Source organism: Caenimonas sp. SL110, assembly GCF_001044395.1.
GTDB lineage: Bacteria > Pseudomonadota > Gammaproteobacteria > Burkholderiales > Burkholderiaceae_C > Ramlibacter.
Window position 1 is genome coordinate 72810 of sequence record NZ_JANU01000013.1, and the last position, 24792, is coordinate 97601.

The 24792-nt window shown below is 65.7% G+C and carries 23 protein-coding genes; 11 read left to right on the plus strand and 12 right to left on the minus strand.

Features of this window, described 5'->3' with window-relative positions; translation table 11 throughout:
- Positions 1-14: 14 nt before the first annotated feature.
- The 7 genes from AQ12_RS08645 to AQ12_RS08675 form a co-directional block, all read right to left on the minus strand.
- On the minus strand, positions 15-1010 hold the full coding sequence (locus AQ12_RS08645) for a MoxR family ATPase (protein WP_048439486.1): 996 nt from the start codon (positions 1008-1010) through the stop codon (positions 15-17).
- 14 nt (positions 1011-1024) lie between these two features.
- Positions 1025-2185, minus strand: a complete 1161-nt coding sequence (locus AQ12_RS08650) for a DUF4350 domain-containing protein (RefSeq protein WP_048439487.1) — start codon at positions 2183-2185, stop codon at positions 1025-1027.
- Positions 2182-2958 (minus strand): DUF4129 domain-containing protein, encoded by a 777-nt coding sequence (locus AQ12_RS08655; protein ID WP_238587683.1) that lies wholly within the window; start codon positions 2956-2958, stop codon positions 2182-2184. Before AQ12_RS08655 ends, AQ12_RS08650 begins: the two co-directional genes overlap by 4 nt.
- 1 nt (position 2959) lies before the next feature.
- Complete coding sequence (locus AQ12_RS08660) at positions 2960-3691, minus strand: hypothetical protein (RefSeq protein ID WP_048439488.1); 732 nt, start codon at positions 3689-3691, stop codon at positions 2960-2962.
- Entirely contained in the window at positions 3681-4748 is a 1068-nt protein-coding gene (locus AQ12_RS08665) for a stage II sporulation protein M (protein ID WP_048439489.1), read from the minus strand. Before AQ12_RS08665 ends, AQ12_RS08660 begins: the two co-directional genes overlap by 11 nt.
- Positions 4745-5443 carry an RDD family protein gene (locus tag AQ12_RS08670; RefSeq protein WP_048439490.1) on the minus strand — a complete coding sequence of 233 codons (699 nt, stop codon included), beginning with the start codon at positions 5441-5443 and terminating at the stop codon, positions 4745-4747. Before AQ12_RS08670 ends, AQ12_RS08665 begins: the two co-directional genes overlap by 4 nt.
- Positions 5444-5539: 96 nt before the next feature.
- Positions 5540-8578 (minus strand): L-glutamate gamma-semialdehyde dehydrogenase, encoded by a 3039-nt coding sequence (locus tag AQ12_RS08675; RefSeq protein ID WP_048439762.1) that lies wholly within the window; start codon positions 8576-8578, stop codon positions 5540-5542.
- 97 nt (positions 8579-8675) lie between these two features.
- On the opposite strand from AQ12_RS08675, the gene AQ12_RS08680 reads away from it, so the two are divergent.
- The 5 genes from AQ12_RS08680 (at position 8676) to AQ12_RS08700 (ending at position 15066) form a co-directional block, all read left to right on the plus strand.
- Entirely contained in the window at positions 8676-9155 is a 480-nt protein-coding gene (locus AQ12_RS08680; RefSeq protein ID WP_048439491.1) for an Lrp/AsnC ligand binding domain-containing protein, read from the plus strand.
- 116 nt (positions 9156-9271) lie between these two features.
- The gene (locus AQ12_RS08685; protein WP_053076630.1) at positions 9272-11566 is read left to right on the plus strand and encodes a DUF6600 domain-containing protein; all 2295 of its coding nucleotides are present in this window, start codon (positions 9272-9274) and stop codon (positions 11564-11566) included.
- A gap of 205 nt (positions 11567-11771) precedes the next feature.
- On the plus strand, positions 11772-12902 hold the full coding sequence (locus AQ12_RS08690; protein WP_048439492.1) for a Fic family protein: 1131 nt from the start codon (positions 11772-11774) through the stop codon (positions 12900-12902).
- Positions 12903-12971: 69 nt separating this feature from the next.
- Positions 12972-14465, plus strand: a complete 1494-nt coding sequence (glpK, locus tag AQ12_RS08695; protein ID WP_048439764.1) for a glycerol kinase GlpK — start codon at positions 12972-12974, stop codon at positions 14463-14465.
- 52 nt (positions 14466-14517) lie between these two features.
- On the plus strand, positions 14518-15066 hold the full coding sequence (locus AQ12_RS08700) for a DUF3617 domain-containing protein (protein ID WP_048439493.1): 549 nt from the start codon (positions 14518-14520) through the stop codon (positions 15064-15066).
- A gap of 119 nt (positions 15067-15185) precedes the next feature.
- Here the strand turns inward: AQ12_RS08700 and AQ12_RS08705 are convergent, their stop codons facing one another.
- Positions 15186-15887 (minus strand): YggS family pyridoxal phosphate-dependent enzyme, encoded by a 702-nt coding sequence (locus AQ12_RS08705; protein WP_048439494.1) that lies wholly within the window; start codon positions 15885-15887, stop codon positions 15186-15188.
- Between the two features lie 33 nt (positions 15888-15920).
- Here AQ12_RS08705 and AQ12_RS08710 point away from each other — a divergent pair, with 33 nt between their 5' ends.
- Positions 15921-16964, plus strand: coding sequence for a type IV pilus twitching motility protein PilT (locus AQ12_RS08710; RefSeq protein ID WP_048439495.1), 1044 nt, complete (start codon positions 15921-15923; stop codon positions 16962-16964).
- Positions 16965-16998: 34 nt separating this feature from the next.
- Entirely contained in the window at positions 16999-18135 is a 1137-nt protein-coding gene (locus tag AQ12_RS08715) for a PilT/PilU family type 4a pilus ATPase (protein WP_048439496.1), read from the plus strand.
- Between the two features lie 47 nt (positions 18136-18182).
- On the opposite strand, the gene AQ12_RS08720 is transcribed toward AQ12_RS08715, so the two are convergent.
- Positions 18183-19316: an ABC transporter substrate-binding protein gene (locus AQ12_RS08720; RefSeq protein WP_048439497.1), complete on the minus strand. Its 1134-nt coding sequence runs from the start codon at positions 19314-19316 to the stop codon at positions 18183-18185.
- A gap of 164 nt (positions 19317-19480) precedes the next feature.
- Here AQ12_RS08720 and AQ12_RS08725 point away from each other — a divergent pair, with 164 nt between their 5' ends.
- Positions 19481-20383, plus strand: coding sequence for an NAD(P)-dependent oxidoreductase (locus AQ12_RS08725; RefSeq protein ID WP_048439498.1), 903 nt, complete (start codon positions 19481-19483; stop codon positions 20381-20383).
- 127 nt (positions 20384-20510) lie between these two features.
- On the opposite strand, the gene AQ12_RS08730 is transcribed toward AQ12_RS08725, so the two are convergent.
- On the minus strand, positions 20511-21203 hold the full coding sequence (locus tag AQ12_RS08730; RefSeq protein WP_048439499.1) for a BON domain-containing protein: 693 nt from the start codon (positions 21201-21203) through the stop codon (positions 20511-20513).
- Complete coding sequence (locus tag AQ12_RS08735; RefSeq protein WP_048439500.1) at positions 21200-21799, minus strand: phosphoheptose isomerase; 600 nt, start codon at positions 21797-21799, stop codon at positions 21200-21202. The genes AQ12_RS08730 and AQ12_RS08735 overlap by 4 nt, the downstream gene beginning before the upstream one ends.
- A gap of 187 nt (positions 21800-21986) precedes the next feature.
- Between AQ12_RS08735 and AQ12_RS08740 the strand changes: the two genes are divergently transcribed.
- Together AQ12_RS08740 and AQ12_RS08745 are read left to right on the plus strand one after the other, a co-directional pair.
- Positions 21987-22589, plus strand: coding sequence for an RNA polymerase sigma factor (locus AQ12_RS08740; RefSeq protein WP_048439501.1), 603 nt, complete (start codon positions 21987-21989; stop codon positions 22587-22589).
- A gap of 10 nt (positions 22590-22599) precedes the next feature.
- Positions 22600-23412 carry an anti-sigma factor domain-containing protein gene (locus AQ12_RS08745; protein WP_048439765.1) on the plus strand — a complete coding sequence of 271 codons (813 nt, stop codon included), beginning with the start codon at positions 22600-22602 and terminating at the stop codon, positions 23410-23412.
- 15 nt (positions 23413-23427) lie between these two features.
- On the opposite strand, the gene AQ12_RS08750 is transcribed toward AQ12_RS08745, so the two are convergent.
- The gene (locus tag AQ12_RS08750; RefSeq protein ID WP_048439502.1) at positions 23428-23832 is read right to left on the minus strand and encodes a YraN family protein; all 405 of its coding nucleotides are present in this window, start codon (positions 23830-23832) and stop codon (positions 23428-23430) included.
- Here AQ12_RS08750 and rsmI point away from each other — a divergent pair.
- The gene (rsmI, locus tag AQ12_RS08755; protein WP_048439503.1) at positions 23832-24755 is read left to right on the plus strand and encodes a 16S rRNA (cytidine(1402)-2'-O)-methyltransferase; all 924 of its coding nucleotides are present in this window, start codon (positions 23832-23834) and stop codon (positions 24753-24755) included. The two genes, AQ12_RS08750 and rsmI, sit on opposite strands and share 1 nt — an antisense overlap.
- Positions 24756-24792 lie beyond the last annotated feature (37 nt).

The following is a 24792-nucleotide window of genomic DNA, read 5'->3' on the forward strand; positions in this document are numbered from 1 at the left end:
CTCTTTTGAACGGCCTAGTTGCGTGGCGCTTCGACGCTCTCGATGGCCGCCAGCAGCAGTTCATCGACAGACCGGCCTTCCAGTTGCGCGTCGGGCGCCAATTGCACGCGATGCCGCAAGGCGGGCAAGGCGTGATGCTTGATGTCGTCGGGCGTGATGAAGTCGCGCGCCTGAAGCAGCGCCGTGGCCCGGGCCGCGCGAATGAGTGCAATCGCGCCGCGCGGACCCGCGCCCGACGAAAGGCCGGGCCATTCGCGCGTGACGCGTGCAATGCGCACGGCGTAGTCGACCACGCTCTGCGCAGCGGTGATGAACGACACCATGCGTTGCAGCTCCAGCACCTGCCGCTCGTCGATGACCGCGTTGACGGCATCGAGCGGGAACTGGTTGCCTGCCTGCTGGTCGGTGGTCAGGCGCACGATGGCGGATTCTTCTTCCAGGCTCGGAAAGCCGATGTTGATCTTGAGCAGGAAGCGGTCGAGCTGCGCTTCGGGCAGCGGATAGGTGCCTTCGGTGTCGATCGGGTTTTGCGTCGCCATCACCATGAAAGGCTGGGGCAATTCAATGGCGCGGCCTTCGATGGTGACCTGGTATTCCTGCATCACTTCGAGCAGCGCGCTCTGGGTCTTGGCCGGCGCGCGGTTGATCTCGTCGGCCAGCAGCAGGTGCGTGAAGACCGGGCCGCGATGCACACGCAGCGAACCGAGTGCGCCGCCTGCGCTTTCGCTCGGGTCCAGCACCGAGTGCCCGGTGATGTCGGAAGGCATGAGGTCGGGCGTGAACTGCACCCGCGCAAACCCCAGTGACATCGACTGGGCCAGCGCGCGAGCCAGCAGCGTCTTGCCCAGGCCCGGCACGCCTTCGATCAGCACATGGCCCGATGCGATGAGCGCGACGAGCGTCTGGTCCACGGCAGCTTGCTGGCCGACAACGGCCTTGCCGATTTCGCGCCGCAGCACCTGCAGGAGCTCGGCGGCGCGCGTGAGATGTTCAGGGTGGATGGTGGGCATAGGGGGCCTCAGGGTCAGGGTGTCTGGAAATTGGATTGCAGCAAACGTCGCGTCGTCTCGATCACTTCGAGGTCGGCTGCGAGCGCGCCGGGAAGTCGCGGTGTGGGTGTGGTGGCCACTGCGCGTGACAGCATCTGTCCGTCAACGCCGGTTGCTTTTGCAATGGCGGCCATTTGTGCGGCGTGATCCAGCTGTGCGTACCGGCGAACCAGGCGCGATGCGGTGCTGTGCAGCGCACGCACTTGCGCCTGATGCAGCGCGTGCGGACCGTGCCGTTGCAGGAAGTGCGCAGTGCCCACTATCTGCTCTGTCATCGAGCGGCGGTTGCGATCGGCAGGTGTGGCGATGGGGCCGAAACGCACGGCGCCCCGCCAGAGGAAGACGCCAAGCGCGAGCAAGGCCAGCAGGGCTGCCGGCCATCCCTGACGCCAGAGCCACGGGATCAACGGATCACGCGCCTCTTCGACCACGAACCAGTGCTCGGCGCCACGCTGCGCCTGCACGGTTGCGGCGATCACGAGCGGGTTCTGCGCTCGCAGCGCCGTGGGGTTGTCCAGCAGCGCCCAGGGGCCGAACGCGGTGACGCTGCCGCGACCGACTGCAATCCGCATGACCTCGGAGCCCAGTTCACCCTTGAGTTCCCAGGCCGCGCGAGCGCCTGCGGCAGGCTCCAGCATTTCAGGACTCATGCTCGCGCAGACCTTCATCACGCGCGTGATTCCGTAGGTCGGCACGAACGGCTCTGGCTCGGTCAGGTCGCGGCAACTGCGATCCTTGCGGCGGCCGGCGTCGTCGATCTTGATCGGGACCGATTTGAGGGGCAACCACGACAGGCCCTGATGATCGACCAGGCTGGTGTGAATCACGAGATGGCCGCCTTGCTCGACCCATTGCCGAAGGCGCGGCGCACGGTCGGGAAACAGGTCCCAGTGACGCGAGAGCAGGACCAGGCGCGCGCCGGGCGGGGGCAGGCGATCGAGATCGCCGCGCCGCACCACCACGCCGCCGAGCTTGCGCAGCAGCGACTGCGTGGCGTAGTGCGGGTTGAGCGCCGCTTCGCCCCTGGCGGGTCGCGCGACTTCGACATCGGCCCACTCGGTATTCGTGAGCAACCACAGCGCGCCCGCGCCGAGCAGCACGACGAGCAGGATGCGCACAAGGGCGGCCTGGTTCATGCGGCTGCCACCCCGCTCGTTGCCGACAGGTGTTCGTCGAATTCGTGGCACAGCGCCAGCGCGTCCTGGTCGGTGGGCATGCGCTGGCCGTACACCGCGAGCTGCCACGCACGAACCAGCCGCGTGACGAACTCGCCTGCATCGGCGTCCAGGCTCGCGTTGGCGAGCGTCACGCATTCGCCCTCGGTGGTCGCTGCGCGAATGGGCACTTCGTGGTCGTGCACAAGGCGTGAGAGCGCGCCGCGATACAGCAGCGACAGCGCGGCCCGATGCTCGCCTTGTCGCCACAACGCTTCGGCCGCAACGCCGACATCGCGCGGCAGGCTCTCGGGGCGAATGTCCAGGCTCTGCACATGACTGGGAATCGCTGCACGCGCGGGCATGGCGGCGTCTGCCCGTGCCTTGACCCAGCGGCGGATACCGACCAGCAGCATCGCAACCGCTACAGCGCCTGCGAGCCACACCAGCAGGCGTCCCGCCTCGGACATCCATCGCAGGAGATCGACCAGCCACGTCAGGGAATCGTTGGCACCATCTTTTGGTTTCTCGGGCTTTTCGTCATCGCGAAATCGCAGCTTTTTTTCGGTGACGCGTGCCGGCAGGTTCGGGTCTTTCGCCACCTGCGCTGCAGCGGCTTCGACTTCGGCCTGTGGCGGTGCATCGCCGGGCGCGGCACGTGATGAGAGCAGGGGCGCAAAAGCCAGCACAAGAGCCAGCGCGATGCAAAGCGCGATGTGAAGCAAGGCTGGCCGCATCGAAGTTTCAGTGGGCATATCAGCGGGCAAACGCACGGCGAAACTCCTGCTCGACGTCCCATGCCTCCAGCTCCACGCGGCGGTTCAGGTACATCGCGAATCCGGCCGCAACGAAGAAGGGCTCCAGCGCAAAGATGACGCCCGCGTAAATCGACACTGAGACGAAGACATTGGCAAAGGACTCGGTGGCCGCAAGCCACGACAGCACGCCCGCGTGCGTTCCTTCGGGCGCGAACCACAGCAGCGCTGCATAGGCCCCCGTGATCAGCGCGCCTTCTGTCGCACTGAACGCAAACTGCATCCAGAAAGCGGCCCCACGCCGCCCCGCCAGAAGCTGGTCGCGGCGCTTGCGGCGGGCCTTGCCTTGCTGGCCCTCCAGTTGCAAGGCCGGCTGCGTGTAAGAGCGCCACGGCGACAGGCGCTGCACCGGCAGCATGGCCAATTGCGACCCGAGCACTGCCTTGCGCTGCGCCCACAGATCGCGCGGACGCGTCTCTTGCCCGAAGACTGCGCGTGACAGCACGAAGAGCAGCGTTCGGTCCAGCCAGGGCTTGGCCAGAAACACGACGAGCGTCGGTGCCCAGGGCGAGAGTTCGCTGGTGGCGAGTGCGAGCACAAGCACCATCGCCATCGCGACGGCGTAGCAGCGCCAGACCGACCGCGCGTGCGTGCGCACCAGCGCAGCGCCCAGGTCCGCCGCCTCGGCCATCGTGCGGGGGCGCAGCTGGACGGCGAGCGCATCAACCTGCATTGGCGCGCTCCGGTGAATTCGTTGCAGTCGCTGCAGTGGCCGCAGTTGCCGGCGCAGGCCGCCCCTGCCAACGCAAGTAGGCGAGCACCAAGATCCAGCAAGCGCCTCCGACGCCGTACTTCACCTGCGGCGCGACCCAGCGCGCGGACGACCAGAACGCTTCGACGGCTGCGGCAATGAGCAGCATGCCGATCACGCCGTAGATCACGACGACCGCTTCCCGCGCGCCGAGCTTGACGGCTTCGAGCCGGGTGAGTTGCCCCGGTGCCAGCCATGCGTGTCCCAGGCGCAGGCCTGCCGCGCCCGCCAGCACGATGGCGGTGAGCTCGAACGCGCCGTGCGTGATGACGAACGACAGGAAGTTCTCTGCGTGGCCGCTGGAGATCAGGTAGGCGCTGAGCGCGCCCAGAAAGAGTCCGTTGAAGATGAGAAAGAACGCGCTGCCCACGCCGGCAAAGATGCCGCCCGCGAAGCACTGAAACCCCAGGCCGATGTTGTGCATGATGTAGAAGCCGAACATCTGCCAGTCGCTGTCGGCGTCGCGTCGCCTGCCGATCGCGTCAGCACTGTCGCCATACATCGCGTCGAACTGCTGGACCTGCGCCGCAGCGACCAGGTGCAGGATGAAGCCCGGATCGAACCAGACCGCCACGGCCATCGCGAGCGCGGGCACGACAAAGAGCAGCGTTGCAAACAGCAGGTAGCCACCATGCGCACGCACCGACTGCGGAAATTCGACCAGGGCGAGGCGGGCCAGTCCTTTCATGCCCCATGCGCTGCGGCGGTAGATGAGGCGATGCGCCCTTTGCGTGAGCGCCTCCAGCCGGTGCGTGACGTGCACCGGGTAGGCACGCGATTGCGCCAGGGCCAGGTGCTCGCAGACGGCGCGATAGAGCCCGGCCAGGCGCTCGCCGTTCCACGACCGGTCGGCGGGCTGCCTGATGCGCGCAAGGAGATTGCGTTTGTCGGTGCCCCGCTTGCCTTCGGCGCGGTCGAGCAAGGCTTCCAGCTCGGCCCACGCCGGGGCATGGGCCGCCTCGAATTGCAGCGGACTCATGGCGCAGGTCCTTCGCGTCGGCCGAGCAGCCACTGCGCAACCGACATCAGTCGCGTCGTGGCCGTGCCGTTGCGTTGGGCCAGCACCGGCTCGGCGAGCGCGGCCAGCTCTTCCAGCCGTTCGGGGGTGAGGCGCTTGGCCCGTCCGGCCCAGGCCAGGATCGCAACCTGTTCGTTGGGGCTGAGCTTGCGCGCGGGAGCGACCGGCGTGGCCTGCGGCACCTCGCCGTGCAACTGCACGCTCTCTGCATAAACGACCAGCGTTCCTGCAGCCAGGTCGCCCAGGCGCTTGCAGTCCGGGCGCACCAGCATCGACACGGCTGCACCCGCATACATGGCGGGCAGGAAGTCGGCAGCGCGCAGCAGATTGCGAATGATGGACGCTGCGGGCGTCACCGGCAGGCCCGAATCCATCACGACCTGCAGGCCCATCAGCCGCTTGCCGGGCGTTGCGCCCGAGCGCGCGAGTTCGAACACGACCGGATAGAACCACTCCAGCGCGAAGTACGAGATCAGCAGGAACGCAGTGCCCATGCCGCCCATCGCACCGGCAGTCATCGCAATGGCGAAGAAGATGGCCAGCCGTACGGCGAAATCCACGAGGTAGGCGAGACAGCGCGAGACAACGCCCGCGGGCCGCAATGACAGCGCGATGCCTTCAGGCGTTTCAGCGGAGTAGAGGGTGTCGAGCGGCAATGAGGAAATGGGGGCTCGATGGATGGGTCGGCGTCTTTGCCGAAGTCATTCTATAGAGCGACGTTGTCATCCATGTCGCTGTACAGGTTGTCACACTCAAGCCAGCAGTTGCACATTTCCTCCGGCGGCGGTTGTGTTGATCGTGAGGGTTTGCTCGGCGCAAAAGCGCAGCAGGTAATGCGGCCCGCCTGCCTTGGGGCCCGTGCCCGACAGGCCCTCGCCGCCAAAGGGCTGCACGCCCACCACCGCGCCGATGATGTTGCGGTTGATGTAGACGTTGCCGACGTGGGCCTGCTGCGCCAGTGCCAGCGCGCGGCTGTCGATGCGGGTCTGTATGCCCAGGGTCAGGCCCCAGCCGAGGGCATTGATGCCGTCGATGACGTCCTGCGGGTCGCCCTTCCAGCGCGCGATGTGCAGGACGGGGCCGAAGATTTCCTGCTGGACTTGCGCAACTTCCTGCACTTCGATGATCTGGGGCTGGATGAAGAAATGGCTGTCATGCCGGACTTGATCCGGCATCCACGACGGCGACTGCATGGATGCCGGATCAAGTCCGGCATGACAGCCGTTGGGTTCGGCGCTCGCATGACGGCTGTCTGTCTCTGTACTCGCGTGACAGCCTTTTTGTTCGAGGTAGCGCGAGATGTTGTCGTACGCTTCCCGGTCAATCACAGGTCCTACGTCGGTCGACAGCAAGCCGGGATCACCCACCACCAGCTCGCGCGCCGCGCCGCGGATCATGGCGATCACTGCATCGGCGATACCGTCGTGCACACACAGCAGGCGCAGTGCAGAGCAGCGCTGGCCCGCCGACCGAAACGCGCTTTGCATCACGGCATCGGCGACTTGCTCGGGCAGGGCGGTTGAATCGACCAGCATCGCATTGATGCCGCCCGTCTCTGCGATCAGCGGCACGATGGGGCCGTCTTTCGCGGCGAGGGCGCGGTGGATGATGCGTGCCACTTGTGTGGAGCCGGTGAAGACGACGCCGGCGATGCGCGGCGTCGCGACCATGGCCGCGCCGACCGTCTCCCCCGGTCCATGCAACAACTGCAACGCGTCCTGCGGCACACCTGCTGCATGCAACAGCTTCACCGCCTCCATCGCAATCGCAGGCGTCTGTTCGGCAGGCTTGGCCAGCACGGTGTTGCCGGTGGCGAGCGCGGCGGCGATCTGGCCGGTGAAGATCGCGAGTGGAAAATTCCAGGGGCTGATGCACACCCACGGACCGCGCGAAGTCAGCCGCAGTTCGTTGCTTTCTCCGGTCGGCCCGGGCATCGGCAGCGGCTGCATGATGCGATCGGCTTCATTGGCGTAGTACCGCAGGAAGTCCACCGCTTCGCGTACTTCTGACACGCAATCGCCCCAGGTCTTGAACGCCTCCTTCACGAGCAGCGCGCACAGTTCGGGCATCTGCGCCTGCATCGCGTCAGCTGCGCGGCGCAGGATCGCGGCGCGCGTTGCGACCGGCACTTTGCGCCACTCGCGGTGCGCGGCCAATGAACGCTTCACCGCATCCTCGACCTGCGCCGCGTCGGCCTCCCGGATGACCGCCACCTGCACCGACTGCAACGCAGCCAGTAAAGGCGCGCGAAGCGATTGGACGGTGAGGTCGAGCCCCGCGCTGTTGCGGCGCGCCGGCCCGTAGATGTCCAGGGGCAGCGGCAATGAAGACGTGCCTTGCAGGCGAAGCGGAGAAACCAGCAACTCATCCATGCCCACCGATTCATCGGCCAGCTGATGCACGAACGAAGAGTTCGCGCCGTTTTCCAGCAGGCGCCGCACCAGGTAGGCCAGCAGGTCGCGATGCTGGCCCACCGGTGCATACACGCGGCATGCGATCAGCGGGTTCTTGAGCACTTCGCGGTAGACGCCTTCGCCCATACCGTGCAGGCGCTGCAATTCGAACTTGCCCGATGAACGCGCGGCCATCTGCAAGATGGCCGCGATGGTGCCCGCGTTGTGGGTGGCGAACTGCGCAAAGATCACGTCCTGCGCAGCAAGCAGCGCCCGCGCGCACGCGAGGTACGAGATGTCGGTGTGGTGCTTGTGCGTGAACACCGGGTAGTGCGGCAGGCCCATCTCCTGCGCGCGCTTGATCTCGGCGTCCCAGTAGGCGCCCTTGACGAGCCGGCACATGAATCGCAACTGGTGCCTGCGAGCGATGGCTGCAATGTGCTCAATGAGCTCCAGCGCGCGCGTCTGGTAGGACTGCAAGGCCAGTCCAAAGCCTTGCCACGCCGGATGATGGCGCGCGACAAGTTCTGCGAGCGCCTCGAACACATCGAGCGAGAGTTCGAGCCGGTCGACTTCTTCGGCGTCGATGGTGAGGTTGATGTTGGCGCGCGCCGCCAGCTCGCACAGCGTCCAGACGCGCGGGACCAGCTCAGTCATCACGCGCTGGTGTTGCGCATCTTCATACCGTGGATGCAGTGCGCTCAGCTTGATGGAGATGCCGTCGTTGTTTTCGACGGGTCCGTCGGTGCGCGCCTGTTTTGCGATGGACTGGATCGCGCCGGTGTAGCTGGCGAGATAGCGCAGTGCATCTTCTTGCGTGCGTGCTCCTTCGCCCAGCATGTCGTACGAGAACCTGAGATTGGCCGTGCGCTTGCGTGCCTCATCAGCCTCGCGCATTGCTTCAGTGATGTTCTGCCCCAGCACGAACTGCCGGCCCAGCAGCTGCACCGCACGCAGCGTTGCGGCAACCACCGTCTTCGCACCGACGCGGGACAGCAAGCCGTGCTCCTGGCTGGACGGCAGGAATTTCTTGGACAGCGCAATCGCGCTTTGCGACAGCCTGGCCAGTGCCCCGTCGGTTGCGCCGTCGAAGTCCGCCCGGCCCAGCTGGTCGGCGGTGAGTGCGATGGCTGTTTCGGCGTCGGGGACACGCAGCAGCGCTTCGGCCAGCCGCATCAGGGCCAGGCCCTCGGCGCTGGAGATCGGGTATTCCTTGAGCAGGCTTTCCATCGCCCAGAACGGCGGCGGGTGCTTGCGCACCGCGTGCACCCAGGGCCGCGCGATCTGCGCAGCCGCAGCCCAGTCCAGCGCATCGGCCAGCGACTGCAGCCGGTGGGCGACCACGTCGGCCTCGGGCCGGTAGGGAAAGGGCAGGCGCTGCGCGGGGGTGGTGGTCATGGGGTGGACGCAATGAACGAAGTGATCCGCAATCGTCGCGTGCCTCTTGGTGAATTGCACGCCAAAATGCATCATTTCACCGAATAAATCACTAGTCATGAGTGAAGCTGCCCACGCAATCGACCGAATCGATCGAAAAATCCTGAACCTGCTGCAGCAGGATGGGCGCATCTCCAACATCAAGCTTGCCGACGCGGTGGCGCTCTCGCCGACTGCCGTGCTGGCCCGGGTGCAGCGGCTCACGCGGGACGGCTTCATCCTGGGCTACGAGGCGCGGCTGGATCCGGTCAAGCTCGGCGCGGCAATGATGGTGTTCGTCGAAGTGCTGCTGGACCGCACCACGCCCAACGTCTTCGAGGCTTTCAAGGCGGCGGTGCAGGTGCGCAGCGAAATCATGGAATGCCACATGGTCGCCGGTGGTTTCGACTACCTGCTCAAGACGCGCATGGCCGACATGCAGGCCTACCGCGACTTTGCAGGGACGGTGCTGTGGCAGCTGCCCGGCGTACGAGAGACAAGGACCTATGCCGTGATGGAAGAGGTCAAGAGCACTTCACGTCTGGCGCTGGGTGTTTGAGCCGCGCAATCGGTGTTGGCTGACTCATTTGTGGGTCAAGTGACTACACGCACAGCTCTGCTGTACAACCTACGCTCTTCAAGCGCACTCAAGCGCCGGAATTCGAAGGAGACTCAATGCAAACAAACTTCTTTTCACGCGGGTTGGGACGATGGCTGCTCAGCCTCGTGCTGCTCGTGGTCGCCAACGGTGCCTGGGCCGACCCGCCGTCGCGCGTGGCCCGGCTGTCATATGTCTCCGGCAGCGCAAGCTTTGCCCCCGGCGGCGAACGCGACTGGGGCCGCGCGGTCATCAACCGCCCGCTCATCACGGGCGACCGCCTGTGGGTGGACCGTGGCGCTCGCGCTGAACTGCAGATGGGCACGGCTGCCGTGCGCATCGGCGGCGGCACCAGCCTGACTTTGCTCAACCTGGACGACCGCATCACGCAGGTGCAGTTGACCCAGGGCACGCTGAACATCCGGGTTCGCAAGCTCGATCGCGGCCAGGTTTTCGAGGTGGCAACGCCTAACCTTGCGTTCTCGATCCGCCGTCCGGGCAGCTACCGCATCGAAGTCGATCCGCAGGACGATTCGACGATGGTTGCGGTGCGCCAGGGCGCAGCCCAGGTCTATGGCGACGGCCGTGCTTTCGTGGTGAATGAAAAGCGCAGCTTCCGCTTCTACGACACCGGCCTGTCCGACTATGACTCCCTGGCAGTTGCCCGGCTCGATGATCTCGACCGCTGGAGCACCGGCCGCGATCGCCGCTGGGACAACTCGGCATCGCGCAGGTATGTCTCCACCGAACTGATCGGCTACGAAGACCTCGATGCCAACGGCACGTGGCGCAAGGTTCCCGAGTACGGCATGGTGTGGTCGCCGCGCAATGTGGCCGCCGACTGGGCGCCGTACCGCGACGGTCACTGGTCCTGGATAGACCCCTGGGGCTGGACCTGGGTCGATGACGCGCAGTGGGGCTTTGCGCCTTCGCACTACGGTCGCTGGGCCCAGATCAACCGTCAGTGGTCCTGGGTTCCCGGTCCTGCGACGCAGCGCCCTGTCTATGCACCCGCGCTGGTGGCCTTCATTGGCTCAGGTGCGCCCGGTTCGGGCGGCACGGTGGGCTGGTTCCCATTGGCACCGCGCGAGGTGTACCGGCCGGCTTACACGGCCAGCCGCGAGTATTTCTATAGCGTCAATGCCGGCGCCGACCGCAATGTGGTCGAGCGCTACTACGGCAACCGCAGCGAGCCGGTGCGTTACGTGAACCAGGACCTGCCGGGCGCGATCATCGCGATGGCGGTGGCTGCATTTGCGCAATCGCAGCCGGTGGCCCGCGAGCGTGTGCGTTTCACGGCAGAGAATGCCCAGCGCGCGCAGGTCGTTGCCGTGGCCCCGGTGGCCCCGGTGCGAGCGAGCATTGGTGGCACGCAGGGCGGCACGCGTCCCCCGGAACGCGCCGTGAACCGCCCTGTGGTTGCACAGGTCGCTCCTCCTCCACCACCGCCAGCGTTCGAAGACAAGCTGAAGGCGCTGACTGCCAACCAGGGCAAGCCGCTCGATGCGGCTGCCGTTGCGGCGATCAGGCCCGCAGCGCCAGCCAGCGCGCCAGCGGTCAAGGTCGTGAAAGCGGCTGAACCTGTGGCGGCGCCTGCCTCCAGGCCCGAGCGTCCGGGCGGCCGTCCGGGCCGTGCGACTCGCGAGGATGTCGCTGCACCGGGTGCGGCTACGCCTGCGTCTCCTGCAACGCCAGCGACGCCGGCAAGGCCTGGCGCTGCTGGCGGCCCGGCAACCCCCGCAACACCGGCGACCCCTGCCACTCCTGCAGCACCTGCAGCACCGGCCGTGGTTCCCGCGCCTCAGCCGCCAGCCCCTGCTGCGACGGCCTCGCGTCCGGGCCGTGACCGTGGCGAGCGTCCTGAAGCTCCGGGTCGCTCTGCCGCTCCTGCCGCATCCAGGCCTGCCGCACCGCCGATGGCTGCGCCAGCGCCAGCTGCTGTACCGGCTCCCGCGCCAGCAGTTGTGCCGACGCCCACCCCGCCGCCCGCACCGGCACCGGCTGCCGCTCCAGCTCGACCTGTGGCGCCTGCCGCATCGGCCGACGCACCGGGTCAACGTCCCGGACGCGATCGCGACGCGCGTCCTGCAGGCAGGGAAGACCGTCCGGCTACAGCGCCGGCAGCCGCACCTGCTGCACCTCTGGTACTCGGACTGCCACGCCCGGCACCGGCACCGGCAGCTCCTGCGGCAGCGACCCCTGCGGCTTCGGCTGCAGCGCGCGCCGCAAGCTCGGCCACCGAGCCGCCGCCAGCAGCGGGCGCCCGCGCGGCGCGTCCTGCCCGACCCACCGCGAGCGCCAGGGCTCGTGACGCCAGCGAGCCTGAAGGCGAGCAGGGCAGTCGGGGTGAGCGCCCCGTCCGCCGCCCCTGAGCCAGAGCGGAGGGTTTGGATCGACCGGCGAGCGCCGCAATTGCAGCGCTCGCCGTTTTTGCGTCATGCACCCGCAGCGCTGGGTCATGGCCCCTGCCGAGAGCATCGTGAGTCGATTACAGTACCTAATCGACTCAAAAACTGAGTCGATTAAGCGCATCATTCGACTCAAATCCTGACTTGTGTGTAAAAATCGACTCAAGTCATGGAGTCTCTTCAATACATCTGGCAGCTGCGCGGGTGGCCCAAGCTCGCTTTTGACGCGGCCCATCTCGCCGACGAGGTCGCGCTCGCCCGCAGGGCTCAAGGCTTGGTGGAAGGAAAGCTTGCGGTGCTTGGCTTTCAGGAGCGGCAAGATCTCGCCGCCGAAGCCTGGGCGCAAGAAGCGCTGGCTACCGCGGCAATCGAAGGCGACAAGCTGGATTTGCTGGCGGTGCGCTCATCCATCGCGCAGCGGCTGGGTGCCTCAGCGTTCAAGGGCTCTGCGGCCCCCCGCCACGTCGACGGTCTTCTAGGCATCATGGACGACGCCGTCATGAAGGCCAACGAGCCCCTGACGCATGAACGGCTGCAGGCCTGGCAAGCGGCCCTCTTTCCCACCGGGTTTTCTGGCATGCGCCCCGTCAGGACAGGTGCCTATCGCACAGAAGCCATGCAGATCGTGAGCGGCCCCCTGGGCAAGGAGACGGTGCACTATGAAGCGCCGGCTGCCAGCGAGGTGCCTGGGCAAATGCAGCGGTTTCTCGACTGGTTCAACACCAGCCACGAGGACAGCCTGGTGAGGGCAGCCCTGTCCCACATCTGGTTCGAGACCATCCACCCCATGGACGACGGTAACGGACGGGTCGGGCGCAACGTCGTGGACCTGTGCCTGGCCCAGGACGCCGGAGAAACTTCAAGGTTGGTGCGCATCTCGCAGCGCCTGCTCGACCAGCGTGAGGCCTACTACAACGAGCTGGCCCGCGCCCAGCACGGTGGACTGGATGTCACTCCCTGGATGGTGTGGTTCGTACGACAGGTGCGCATCGCCTGGGAGGCAGCCGGTGCAGTGGTGGACACGTCGCTGGAAAAGGCCAGGTTCTGGGGGGCGCACGCCGACGTGCCACTGAACGCCCGCCAGAGGAAGGCGATCCATGCGCTGCTGGATGCGGGTCCGGGCGGCTTCGAAGGCGGCATGAGCACCCGCAAGTACGTGAGCCTCACCAGCACCTCGCGGCCGACAGCGTCACGCGAACTCATTGAGTTGAACGCGCTGGGCGTGTTGATCCAGTCGGGTGCCGGTCGCTCGACTCGTTACTACATCAACCTGCCAGGGTGGTTTCCGACGCAGGAGTGAACACGCCTTGGTGCCCGTAGATCCCGGGCTCGTTTTTCAGGGGCCTTTTGTCGTTATATGCTGCGCGCCATGACTTACCTCCTCGCACTCGACCAGGGTACCTCCAGCTCCCGCAGCATCGTTTTCGACGGGCAGGGGCAGGTGGTCGCGCAGGCCCAGAAGGAATTGCCGCAGATTTTTCCGCGTCCCGGGTGGGTCGAGCACGACCCGATGGAAATCTGGCACGGGCAGCTCGCAACCGCCCGCGAAGCGCTCGAAAAAGCGCGGCTCCAGGCATCGGATATCCGCGCCATCGGCATCACCAACCAGCGCGAGACCACGGTGCTGTGGAATCGCAAGACCGGCAAGCCGATCCATCACGCCATCGTCTGGCAGGACAGGCGCGGCGAACCGGTGTGCGCACGGCTTCGCGAAGAAGGACACGGCCCGCTGATCCAGTCGCGCACCGGCCTGCTGATCGACTCGTATTTTTCCGCGACCAAGATCCAGTGGCTGCTGGACCACGTGCCCGACGCACGCGCGCAGGCCGAGCGCGGCGAGCTTGCCTTTGGCACCATCGACAGCTGGTTGCTGTGGCAACTCACGGGCGGCACGCTGCACGCCACCGACGTCACGAATGCATCGCGCACCATGCTGTTCGACGTGCACCGCAACGCATGGGACGACGAGCTCCTGGCGCTGCTAAACGTGCCGCGTCCGTTGATGCCGCAGGTGCTGCCATCGAGCGCGCAATACGGCGTCACCGAGTCCTCGCTGCTGGGTGCGCCGGTGCTGATCGGCGGGGTTGCCGGCGACCAGCAGAGCGCGCTGTTCGGCCAGGCGTGTTTCAGGCAAGGCATGGCCAAGAACACCTACGGCACCGGCTGCTTCATGCTGATGCACACAGGAGGCAAGTTCCAGACGTCGACCAACGGCCTGCTGACGACCAGCGCGGCGCAGATCACCAGCCGCACCGAATTCGCTATTGAAGGCAGCGTGTTCGTCGGCGGCGCTGTGGTGCAGTGGTTGCGCGATGGCTTGCAGGCCATCAAGGGCAGCAGCGAGGTGCAGGCGCTGGCCGAACGCGTGCCCGACTCGGGCGGCGTGATGATGGTGCCGGCCTTCACCGGGCTTGGCGCGCCCTACTGGAAGCCCGACGCGCGCGGCACCATCACCGGGCTTTCGCGCGGCACGACCATCGCGCACATTGCGCGTGCAGCGCTGGAAAGCATCGCCTACCAGAGCGCCGCCTTGTTGCTGGCGATGAGCCGCGATGCGGTTGCAGCGGGCGCTGCGCCGGTCAGTGAGTTGCGCGTGGATGGCGGCGCGTGCGTGAACGACTTGTTGATGCAATTCCAGGCGGATCTGCTGGGCATTCCAGTTGTACGGCCGGCGGTGACCGAGACCACGGCGCTGGGCGCGGCGTACCTGGCGGGATTGGCCAGTGGCGTGTTCAAGGGCACCGACGAGCTGGCCGCGCTGTGGCAATCGGAACGCCGGTTTCTTCCGGCCCTGGACACGGCGCGGGCCGCAGAGCTGATGCAGCGTTGGGAACACGCCGTGCGCCAGGCGACGCTGGAGTGACTGGCGCACAAACTGCGCTCAGAATGATATTTTTTCGATCAGGGGAAATCGCATGAGACATCACCTTGTCATTGCAACTGTATTCACGGTTTTCGCCGCTGCAGCGGGGGCGCAGGGCCTCAAGCCCGGCCTGTGGGAAATCACCAACAAGATGCAGATGGACGGTGAGCGCGGCCAGCAGCTGGCCCAGGCGCAAGCCCAGATGGCCGCCATGCCGCCCGAGCAGCGAAAGATGATGGAAGAGATGATGGCCAAACAGGGCGTCAAGCTCGGCGCTGGAGGCCCCGGCGGCATGAGCGTGAAGATCTGCATGACCAAGGAGATGGCCGATCGAAATGAAATGCCGGTTCAGCAGGGCGACTGCAAGACCACCCAGCAGGCGCGTTCGGGCAACACGATGAAGATGGCGTTCGTTTGCACCAATCCGCCTTCCAGCGGGGAAGGGCAGGTGACATTCATGGGCCCGGAGGCCTACGCCATGAAGATGGCGGTGACGACCTCGATGCAGGGCAAGCCCGAGCGCATGAACATGGAAGGTCAGGGCAAGTGGCAGGGCAGTGATTGCGGCAATATCAGGCCGATGGTGCTGCCCAAGAAGTGATTTCGGATGTCATGCCGGGCTCGACCCGGCATCCACCGCGAAGCGGCTGCGGCCGTTGAAGACATGGATTGCGGGTCAAGCCCGCAATGACAGCCAATCAAGTCCGCGATGACAGCCGATCAGGCCTTCGCTGACAGCCGTTCGCGCGTGCCGAAGATCGCCGTTCCCACCCGCACCATCGTGCTTCCGGCCGCGATCGCCGCCTCCAGGTCGCCCGTCATTCCCATCGACAGCGTATCCATTGGCACGCCTGCTTCGCGCATCTCGTCAAAGAGCGCCTTCGCTTTCAGGTGAGTCGCCTTTTGCGCGGCAAAGTCGGCCGCAGGTTCGGGAATCGTCATCAGGCCGCGAAGGCGCAGCTGGGGCAACTGCATCACCTCGCGCGCCAGGCCCAGCGCGGCCGATGGGGCGACGCCGGACTTCGTCGCCCCGCCATCGAGGTTGACCTGTATGCACACCTGCAGCGGCTGCATGTCCGCCGGCCGCTGCTCTGACAGCCGCTGGGCGGTCTTGAGCCGGTCCACGGTGTGGGCCCATGTGAAGTTGGCGGCCACGAGCCGGGTCTTGTTGCTCTGGATCGGCCCTATGCAGTGCCACTCGAGCGGCAGCGATTGCAGCAAGGCGATCTTCTCGACCGCCTCCTGGATGTAGTTCTCGCCGAAGGCCCTCTGGCCCGTTCCTGCCGCTTCGCGTACCGCCTCGGGCCCGAATGTCTTGGAGACCGCCAGCAGGGTGACCTCACCCGGATCGCGGCCGCAGGCTGCGCAGGCGGCAGCGATCCGCGCAAGCACGCCTTGAAGGTTGTCGGCAATCGTGGTCATAATCGTCCGGTAAGTTATTCGGGAAGGGTCTTCGTGGACATTACTCAGCTGCTGGCGTTTAGCGTCAAGAACAAGGCTTCGGACCTGCACCTTTCTGCGGGTCTTCCCCCGATGATCCGGGTGCACGGCGACGTGCGACGCATCAACGTCGATGCGCTGGACCACAAACAGGTCCACGCCATGGTGTACGACATCATGAACGACACCCAGCGCAAGAATTACGAAGAGTTTCTCGAAGTCGACTTTTCTTTCGAGATCGAGGGCCTCGCGCGCTTTCGTGTCAATGCCTTCAACCAGAACCGCGGAGCCGGTGCGGTCTTTCGGACCATCCCTTCCAAGATTCTCTCGCTCGAACAACTCAACGCGCCACGTATTTTCGGTGAACTGGCGCTCAAGCCGCGCGGCATGGTGCTGGTGACCGGGCCTACCGGCTCGGGCAAATCGACCACGCTGGCCGCCATGGTCAACTTTCTGAACGAGACCGAGTACGGCCACATCCTCACGGTGGAAGACCCGATCGAGTTCGTGCACGAATCCAAGAAGTGCCTGATCAACCAGCGCGAGGTCGGGCCGATGACGCTGTCGTTTGCGGCCGCACTGAAGTCGGCACTGCGCGAAGACCCCGACGCCATCCTGGTGGGCGAAATGCGCGACCTGGAAACGATCCGGCTGGCGATGACCGCCGCTGAAACGGGTCACCTGGTGTTCGGCACGCTGCACACCTCCAGCGCTGCCAAGACGATCGACCGGATCATCGACGTGTTCCCGGCCGAAGAAAAGGAAATGATCCGCGCCATGCTGTCGGAGTCGCTGCAGGCGGTGATTTCGCAGACGCTGTGCAAGACCAAGGACGGCGCGAGCCGCGTCGCAGCGCACGAAATCATGATCGGCACCTCGGCCATCCGCAACCTGATCCGCGAGGCCAAGGTCGCGCAGATGTATTCGGCGATCCAGACCGGCAATGCCTACGGCATGCAGACGCTCGACCAGAACCTCACCGACCTGGTCAAGCGCAACGTCATCAGCCCGGCAGAAGCTCGCGGCAAGGCAAAAATTCCCGATAACTTCCCAGGCTAGCCCGGGAAAGATTCAATGCATTTGAAGGACCGTCATGGAACGCGACCAGGCCAGTAAATTCATCAACGACCTGCTCAAGCTGATGGTCAGCCGCAACGGAAGCGACCTGTTCATCACGGGCGACTTTCCGCCTGCGATCAAGGTGGACGGCAAGGTGACCAAGGTGTCGCCGCAACCGCTCAATTCGGGCCACACCCTGGCGCTTGCACGTTCGATCATGAACGACAAGCAGGCCGCCGAATTCGAGCGCACCAAGGAATGCAACTTCGCGATTTCACCGCCGGGCATCGGGCGGTTCCGTTGCAATGCATTCGTGCAGCAAGGCAAGGTCGGCATGGTCATGCGGGTGATTCCGCAGATCCTGCCCACCATCGACGGCCTGGGCGTGCCGCAGGTGCTCAAGGAAGTCGTGATGTCCAAGCGCGGCCTCACGATTTTGGTGGGCGCGACAGGCTCGGGCAAATCGACGACGCTCGCGGCCATGGTCGACTGGCGCAATGAGCAGTCGCAGGGCCACATCATCACCATCGAAGACCCGGTGGAGTTCGTGCATCCGCACAAGAACTGCGTGGTCACGCAGCGCGAAGTGGGGCTGGACACCGACAGCTGGGAAGCGGCGCTCAAGAACACGCTGCGGCAAGCCCCTGACGTCATCCTGATGGGCGAAATCCGCGACCGCGAAACGATGGAGCATGCGGTTGCATTTGCAGAAACCGGGCACCTGTGCCTGGCCACGCTGCACGCCAACAGCGCCAACCAGGCGCTGGACCGGGTGATCAACTTCTTCCCCGAGGAGCGCCGTCCGCAATTGCTGATGGACCTTTCGCTGAACCTGAAGGCACTGGTCTCGCAGCGCCTCGTGCCCAAGCAGGACGGCAAGGGGCGCGCCGCTGCCGTGGAGATCATGCTCAACACGCCGCTGATCTCGGACCTGATCTTCAAGGGCGAGGTTTCCGAGATCAAGGAGATCATGAAAAAGAGCCGCAACCTGGGCATGCAGACCTTCGACCAGGCGCTCTTTGACATGTTCGAGGCCAATGCCATCAGCTTCGAGGATGCCTTGCGCAATGCCGACTCGGTGAACGACCTGCGCCTGCAGATCAAGCTCAATTCACAGCGCGCCAAGAGCTCCGACCTGTCGGCTGGCACGGAGCATTTCGCGATCGTCTAGCCGCGCGGGGGTATGCGGCGAGGCTATGCCCGGGGCCATGCGGCGGGCTACTGCCGGATACGTCCCTTGCCGCCCAGGATCGTGAGTTCGACGAACCGGGAGCCCGCGCGGATGTTGGGCTGGTAGGCGACCGAGTAGCCGCCCATGTCGAAGTACTCCATCTTGCCGAGCGCGTCGATCGTGCCCTGGCGCGACGGCGTCTTGCCCTGGCGGCGAATCGCTTCGACGACCACCTTGCCCGCAATGAAGCCTTCCATCATCGCGTAGCTCACAGGCACTTCCAGCTTCTCTGACCGGGCCACCGTGTCGACGAATTCCTTGGCGATGCGGCTGGAGATCTTGTAGGGGCTCGGCACGGCCTGCGCGATGGAAATGCCGCTCATCTGCGCATCGTCGAGCCTGGCGCCCAGCTGCTCCATGTCGACCCCGTCATTGGCAAAGAGCTGCGCTGTGCCGCCGGCCTTGCGGTATTGATCGACGAATGCTGCCGCCGACGCGCCCGAGCCCACCATCATGACGGCCTGCGGCTGCACTTTAAGCATGGCCTGCACCGCCTGCTGGACGCTGGTCGTGCCTGCCGGCCAGGAGGCCATGCCGACGACCGATGCGCGCGCCTTCTGGGCCGCTTCGCCCGCAGACGACATCAGCTGCAAGCCGCCCGGCCCCTGTTCGTAAACGATGCCCAGCCGCGTGATGCCGACGGTGCCCAGGTGCTCGGTCACCTTGAAGAGTTCGTCGCGCAGGCTCGCGCGCACATTGAACAGGTTGACTGTTTCGGGCCGGATCTGCGCGGCCCGCCAACCGACGAGTGCCACCTGGTCCTTTTCGAGGATGCCTGACCGCGCGACGGCCTCGATGCTGCCGATGCCGAAGTAGCCGGCCAGCACCACAGCCTTGTCCTGGTCGAGCAGTTCGCGCGTCATCTTCAGCGTGGCCTCGGGATTGCCGGCGTCGTCCTTGCGGGCCAGCACGAGGGTGTTGCCGTTGATGCCGGTGCCCTTGTTGGCATTCCTGAATGCCAGCTGCATGCCCACGCCGTAAGCGCGGCCCTGATTTGCGTCCAGCCCCGACAGTGGCGCGACCTGCCCCACCACGATCTCGCCCGCGTGCAGCGGCGTCGCGCACATCGCGAGCGCCAGCGCCCAGCCTGAAACGCCGTATCCGGCAACCTTGAACTGCATGTTTGTTTCCCCCCGTTACATCCTTGCGCGCGGCCAACCATACGCGAAGCAGGAACGAAGCCAAGGATGGGAAATCACCCATTGCGCCCGTGTACTTGGGGGGCCGACGTTGCGGATCGCGGCGGCCGCCTAGAATCCGGCCACATCCCCAGGAGAAGCAGCACATGGCATCGACCAACCCCAAGACTTACGAACCCACCCCCGCGCGCAAAGTCGCGTTTCTCGGCCTCGGCGTCATGGGGTACCCGATGGCGGGCCACCTCGCGTTGGCGGGACATGACGTCACCGTCTACAACCGCAGCGCCGAAAAGCGCGATGCCTGGACCAGCGAGTTCAAGGGAAAGTCAGCGGCCACGCCGCGTGAAGCCGTTGCGGGCTGTGACCTGGTGTTTTGCTGCGTCGGCAACGACGACGACCTGCGGTCTGTCGTTCTGGGCGCAGATGGTGCGTTCGCCGGCATGAAAAAAGGCGCCGTGCTGGTGGATCACACCACCGCATCGGCCGATGTGGCGCGCGAGCTGTATGCCAAAGGCAAGGAGCTGGGTGTGCAGTTTGTCGACGCGCCGGTGTCTGGTGGTCAGGCGGGCGCGCAGAACGGCCTGCTCACAGTCATGTGTGGTGGCGACGCGGGCGCTTTTGAAGCGGCCAAGCCGGTGGCGATGGCGTTTTCGCGCGCTTTCACCTTGCTGGGTGCGAGCGGGGCGGGACAACTCGCCAAGATGGTCAACCAGATCGCGATCGCGGGCCTGGTGCAGGGTCTGTCGGAGGCGATTGCGTTCGGCCAGAAGGCGGGGCTGGACATGGTCCAGGTGCTCGACGTGATCGGCAAGGGCGCGGCGCAAAGCTGGCAGATGGACAACCGCGGCAAGACCATGATCGACGGCAAGTTCGAGTTCGGCTTTGCGGTGGACTGGATGCGCAAGGACCTGGGTCTGGTGCTCGATGAGGCCAAGCGAAACGGCGCCCGCCTGCCGGTGACGGCGCTGGTGGACCAGTTCTACGCGGATGTGCAGCAGCTGGGCGGCAAGCGCTGGGACACGTCGAGCCTGATCAAGCGGTTGAAGTAACCAGGGGGCGGCTGCGCCTGTTGAAGTCATGGATTGCGGGTCGAGCCCGCAATGACAGCGCTGTGGCTGTCATGCCGGACTCGATCCGGCATCCACCGCGAAGCGGCTGCGTCTTGTGAACAGTTCGCTACTGCCGTACCGGTGTGACAGGTTGCGAAGACACCGGTGCCCCGCCAGCAGCAGGACGGGCCTGCGACGGCGCGAGTTGCCGCAGGTCGTCTTCACTGATGATTTCAAACACGCGTACCAAGCGGCGCACGCCCGGGATATTGCGTGTGATCTGCGTGGCCCGGTCAGCCTCGCGCTGGGTCACGCGACCCATCAGGTACACCACGCCGCGCTCGGTCACGACCTTGAATGCGCCGACATAGAGGTCGCTCGCGTCGACCAGCGATGCCTTCACCTTTGCCGTGACCAGCGTATCGGACGAGCTTTGCGACAGTGTGCTGCTGGGCATCACGGCCAGGTCGTTCACGATGCCGCGAACGTTGTCGATGCGCATGACCTGCTGCTCGGCCTGCTGCCTGGCCTGCTCGGTGGGCACTTCGCCGGTCAGCAGGACCTGGCGGTTGTAGCTGGTGACGTTGATGTGCGCGCGGTCCCCAAAGGCTTCGCGAAGGCGCGAGGCCGCACGCAGCTCGATGCCTTCATCGTCAAGCTGGGCGCCTGAGGTGCGCCGGTCGATGGTGACCAGCGCGCCGACGGCAGCGCCGCCGATGACCAGTGGTGCGCAGGCCGACAGCATGGCGGTGAGCGCGGTGGCGCACAGCGCCGTGATAACGATGGAGCGGCTTGTGCCTGAGCGGGTGCTCGAATTCATGAGGATGGTTCCTGTTCTCCGAGAAGCTGGGCGTCCACGCCGTCGCAGATGCAGTGCAGCGCGAGGATGTGGACTTCCTGGATGCGGGCGGTGCGTTCGTGCGGCACGCAGATGTGCACGTCGGTTTCGCGCAGCGCCTGCGTCATCTTGCCGCCGCCACGCCCGGTGAGCGCAACGACGGTCATTTCGCGTTCGTGCGCGGCGGTGATCGCGGCGAGCACGTTGGCCGAGTTGCCGCTGGTGGAAAGCGCCAGCAGCACATCGCCGGCCTGGCCGAGCGCGCGCACCTGCTTGGAGAAGATGCGCTCAAAGTCGTAGTCGTTGCCAATGGCCGTGAGGATGGAGCTGTCGGTGGTCAGGGCGATGGCGCCGAGTTCGGGCCGCTCGCGTTCGAAGCGGCCGACGAACTCCGCCGAGAAGTGCTGCGCGTCGGCGGCCGATCCGCCATTGCCGCAGGCCAGCACCTTGCCGCCACTGGTCACACACGCCAGGATGGCTTGCACAGCCGCGGCGATGGGCTTGCTCAGGATTTGCGCGGCCTGGTATTTCAGGTCGGCGCTGTCAATGAAATGCTGTTGGATTCGTTGCTCGAGCATGGCTGGGGATGATACCCGCCCATGCCTTGCGCCATGTATCGGTTTGCGGGGATCGGTAGGCCCGCAGTGATAGTTGAATCCGATGGGGTGTGCCCGGCGTACTCCTTGCATGAGGTTGTACGCTATAAAGCCTGATCCCGAACCAGCGGTCTGCAGCATCCGTTTGCAGCCCGCCCAGCCGCTCGCCATGGATTCCAACCTGCAAGACCAGCATCTCATTGCCCTGCTCGATCGCATCGCTGCCCGCACCGGGGCCGATGCCCGCACGGCGGACGGCGAAGCTGCGCTTCGAGAGTTGTACGACCTGACGTCATCGCGCATGTTCGGCCTCGCCATGCGCGTGGTGTCCAACCGCGACTGGGCCGAGGACGTGCTGCAGGAAACCTATCTCAACATCTGGCGCATCGCGGGCGACTACCGCGCTGCGCTGAGTCCGCCGCTGGCGTGGATGGGCGTGATCGTTCGCAGCCGTGCGCTCGATTTCCGGCGCCGCCGCACCAGCGAGCGCGCCGACATCGCGGTGGAACTCGACGATGCGTTGCGCGAAACGATTCCCGGAGACTCGCCCGACCCGATGGACACCAGCCAGGCCAGCGAAACCGCATGGGCACTGCATGAGTGCCTGCGCAAGCTCGAAGCGAAGCAGCGCGAAGTGGTGAGCCTGGCTTACCTGCGCGACATGAGCCACGGCGAACTGGCCGAGCAGCTCAAGCTGCCGCTGGGTACCGTCAAGACCTGGATACGCCGCGGCATCGAGCAGTTGCGCGGCTGCATGGGACGCTTTGCGTGAGCGCCGCATCATGAATCTGCTTGACCACCCCGATCTCGCCGACCGCCTTGCGGCGGCCTACGCCCTGGGCACGCTGCGAGGCGGCGCCCGGCGCCGATTTGAATCGCAGGCCCGGCAAAGCCCGGCGTTGCGCGCCAGCGCCATCGTCTGGCAGGAAAGGTTCGCCGCCATGACCGAGCTGCAAAAAGCCGAGATACCGAGCGCCAATGTCTGGAAGCGCATCGACAACCAGCTGTCGGTCGAGCGGACCGCGGCCCAGATGGCGGGCGTGCGTGAGGGTGCCGTTGCAACGCCCAACCGTTTGCGCTGGTGGCAGGGTGCTACCTGGGCCGGCGGCATGGCTGCTGCTGCGGCCGTGGGCATGGCTTTTTACCTGGGCGACCAGGTGCAGGAGCGCGACGGCCAGCTGGCGCAGCTTGCCGGTGCGCGCAGCGCCCTGCAGCAGCAAAACATCAAGCTGGCGTCCGAGCTGCAGGGCAAGCCCGAGATCCAGTACATCGCCGTGCTGTCGGATGACCAGGCGGCTCCGTCCATGCTGGTGACTTTCGATCCCAAGCACAGCACGCTCACGCTCAAGCGCGTGGGCCAATACAACGAAGGACCCGAGAAGTCGCTGCAGCTGTGGGCACTGCCGGCAGGCGGCCAGCCTCGCTCGCTCGGTGTCCTGGGCGGCACGCCGGTCATCCGGCTCGCAACGGCCGAGGGACAACTGCACCAGACGCCGGCACTGGCGGTGAGCCTGGAGCCGCGAGGCGGCGTGCCGGGTGAGGGCGGGCCGACCGGGCCGGTGCTGTGGAAGGGCGCGCTGCTGCAGACGCCTTGATCGGCAGATGGCGCGCTAGGCGGCGTCGAATGCCGCCTTGAGCCATTCGATAGCGCCCGCTTCAACGCTCACCACGTCGAACCGGCAGGGCGGCTGCTGCGGCAGTCGCATCAGGTAGTGCCTTGCCGCAAAGATGATGCTGCGCTGCTTGAAGTGGCTCACACTGGCAGCCGCGCCGCCATGCGAGCGGCTCGCGCGCTTTCTCACTTCGACGAATACCAGCGTGCCGGCAGCGTCGCGCATTACCAGGTCGATCTCGCCGCCACCGCGTCCGGGCGTTCGATAATTGCGCGTGAGAAGCTTCAAGCCGTTGGCGCGAAGATGATCCAGGGCGATTTGTTCGCCGGCGTCGCCTGATTGCTTGGTGGTCCGCGTGACAGTTGTTGAATTCGTGTGATCGTTTTTTTGAGGTGTCGGCATTGAGCGCTTCTTTTTCCCTGGCCCTTGGCGCTGCCCGCGAGGCAGCGGCGTCGCAGCATTATCCGCAGGCCGCGCTCTACATCGTCGCCACGCCGATCGGCAATCTGGCCGACATCAGTTTGCGTGCGCTGCATGTGCTGCAGATCTGCGATGCGGTGGCGTGCGAAGACACGCGGCACACGCAGTCCATGTTGCGTGCTTACGGCATCGACCGGCCCGGTGCGCAATTGCTGGCGGTTCATGAACACAACGAAGCCGAGGCTGCGCAGCAGGTGATTGAACGCCTGCAGCAAGGTGGGCGCATCGCCTATGCGAGCGATGCCGGAACGCCTGCGGTGAGCGACCCCGGTGCGCGGTTGGTCGCTGCAGTGCGGGCGGCAGGATTTCGTGTGGTGCCGCTTCCGGGTGCGAGCAGTGTCACTTCGGTATTGAGCGTGGCGGGCGCTTTGGGCGACGCGGGCGCGTTCGTCTTTGCCGGGTTTCTTCCGGCGAAGGCGGGAGAGCGCGATGCGGCCGTGGCCCGGCTTGGCCAGGAGCCGCGCGCTGTTGTCATTCTGGAAGCGCCACACCGGATCGAGGCGCTCGCAAAATCGTTTGCAGTGCTGGGTGCGCGGCTGGTGACGGTGGGGCGCGAGCTGACCAAGCAGTTCGAGCAGGTGGCCACGGTTTCCTGCGATGCGTTCGCTGCGTGGCTGGATGCAGATTCGTCGCGCACGCGCGGTGAGTTTGCGCTGGTGCTGCATCCTGCACCGCAGGCGAAGGCCGATGGCGAAGGGCTGCGGGTGCTGGCGCTGCTGATGAATGAGTTGCCGCTCAAGACTGCGGTGAAGCTGGCGGCGGAGATTTCGGGGGAGTCGAAGAATGTGCTTTATGACAAGGCGTTGGCGATGAAGGGCGCGGGGTCTTCGCAGGCTCCGCAGTAGCGACCCAGAATCAGGAGCAGTTGCCGCTGCGCGGTGG

What these genes read in the sequence shown, in the direction of transcription:
- AQ12_RS08645 (WP_048439486.1), bottom strand. Translation starts at nt 1,010, where the DNA reads ATGCCCACCATCCACCCTGAACATCTCACGCGCGCCGCCGAGCTCCTG.
- AQ12_RS08650 (WP_048439487.1), bottom strand. Translation starts at nt 2,185, where the DNA reads ATGAACCAGGCCGCCCTTGTGCGCATCCTGCTCGTCGTGCTGCTCGGC.
- AQ12_RS08655 (WP_238587683.1), bottom strand. Translation starts at nt 2,958, where the DNA reads ATGCCCACTGAAACTTCGATGCGGCCAGCCTTGCTTCACATCGCGCTT.
- AQ12_RS08660 (WP_048439488.1), bottom strand. Translation starts at nt 3,691, where the DNA reads ATGCAGGTTGATGCGCTCGCCGTCCAGCTGCGCCCCCGCACGATGGCC.
- AQ12_RS08665 (WP_048439489.1), bottom strand. Translation starts at nt 4,748, where the DNA reads ATGAGTCCGCTGCAATTCGAGGCGGCCCATGCCCCGGCGTGGGCCGAG.
- AQ12_RS08675 (WP_048439762.1), bottom strand. Translation starts at nt 8,578, where the DNA reads ATGACCACCACCCCCGCGCAGCGCCTGCCCTTTCCCTACCGGCCCGAG.
- AQ12_RS08680 (WP_048439491.1), top strand. Translation starts at nt 8,676, where the DNA reads ATGAGTGAAGCTGCCCACGCAATCGACCGAATCGATCGAAAAATCCTG.
- AQ12_RS08685 (WP_053076630.1), top strand. Translation starts at nt 9,272, where the DNA reads ATGCAAACAAACTTCTTTTCACGCGGGTTGGGACGATGGCTGCTCAGC.
- AQ12_RS08690 (WP_048439492.1), top strand. Translation starts at nt 11,772, where the DNA reads ATGGAGTCTCTTCAATACATCTGGCAGCTGCGCGGGTGGCCCAAGCTC.
- glpK (WP_048439764.1), top strand. Translation starts at nt 12,972, where the DNA reads ATGACTTACCTCCTCGCACTCGACCAGGGTACCTCCAGCTCCCGCAGC.
- AQ12_RS08700 (WP_048439493.1), top strand. Translation starts at nt 14,518, where the DNA reads ATGAGACATCACCTTGTCATTGCAACTGTATTCACGGTTTTCGCCGCT.
- AQ12_RS08705 (WP_048439494.1), bottom strand. Translation starts at nt 15,887, where the DNA reads ATGACCACGATTGCCGACAACCTTCAAGGCGTGCTTGCGCGGATCGCT.
- AQ12_RS08715 (WP_048439496.1), top strand. Translation starts at nt 16,999, where the DNA reads ATGGAACGCGACCAGGCCAGTAAATTCATCAACGACCTGCTCAAGCTG.
- AQ12_RS08720 (WP_048439497.1), bottom strand. Translation starts at nt 19,316, where the DNA reads ATGCAGTTCAAGGTTGCCGGATACGGCGTTTCAGGCTGGGCGCTGGCG.
- AQ12_RS08725 (WP_048439498.1), top strand. Translation starts at nt 19,481, where the DNA reads ATGGCATCGACCAACCCCAAGACTTACGAACCCACCCCCGCGCGCAAA.
- AQ12_RS08730 (WP_048439499.1), bottom strand. Translation starts at nt 21,203, where the DNA reads ATGAATTCGAGCACCCGCTCAGGCACAAGCCGCTCCATCGTTATCACG.
- AQ12_RS08735 (WP_048439500.1), bottom strand. Translation starts at nt 21,799, where the DNA reads ATGCTCGAGCAACGAATCCAACAGCATTTCATTGACAGCGCCGACCTG.
- AQ12_RS08740 (WP_048439501.1), top strand. Translation starts at nt 21,987, where the DNA reads ATGGATTCCAACCTGCAAGACCAGCATCTCATTGCCCTGCTCGATCGC.
- AQ12_RS08745 (WP_048439765.1), top strand. Translation starts at nt 22,600, where the DNA reads ATGAATCTGCTTGACCACCCCGATCTCGCCGACCGCCTTGCGGCGGCC.
- AQ12_RS08750 (WP_048439502.1), bottom strand. Translation starts at nt 23,832, where the DNA reads ATGCCGACACCTCAAAAAAACGATCACACGAATTCAACAACTGTCACG.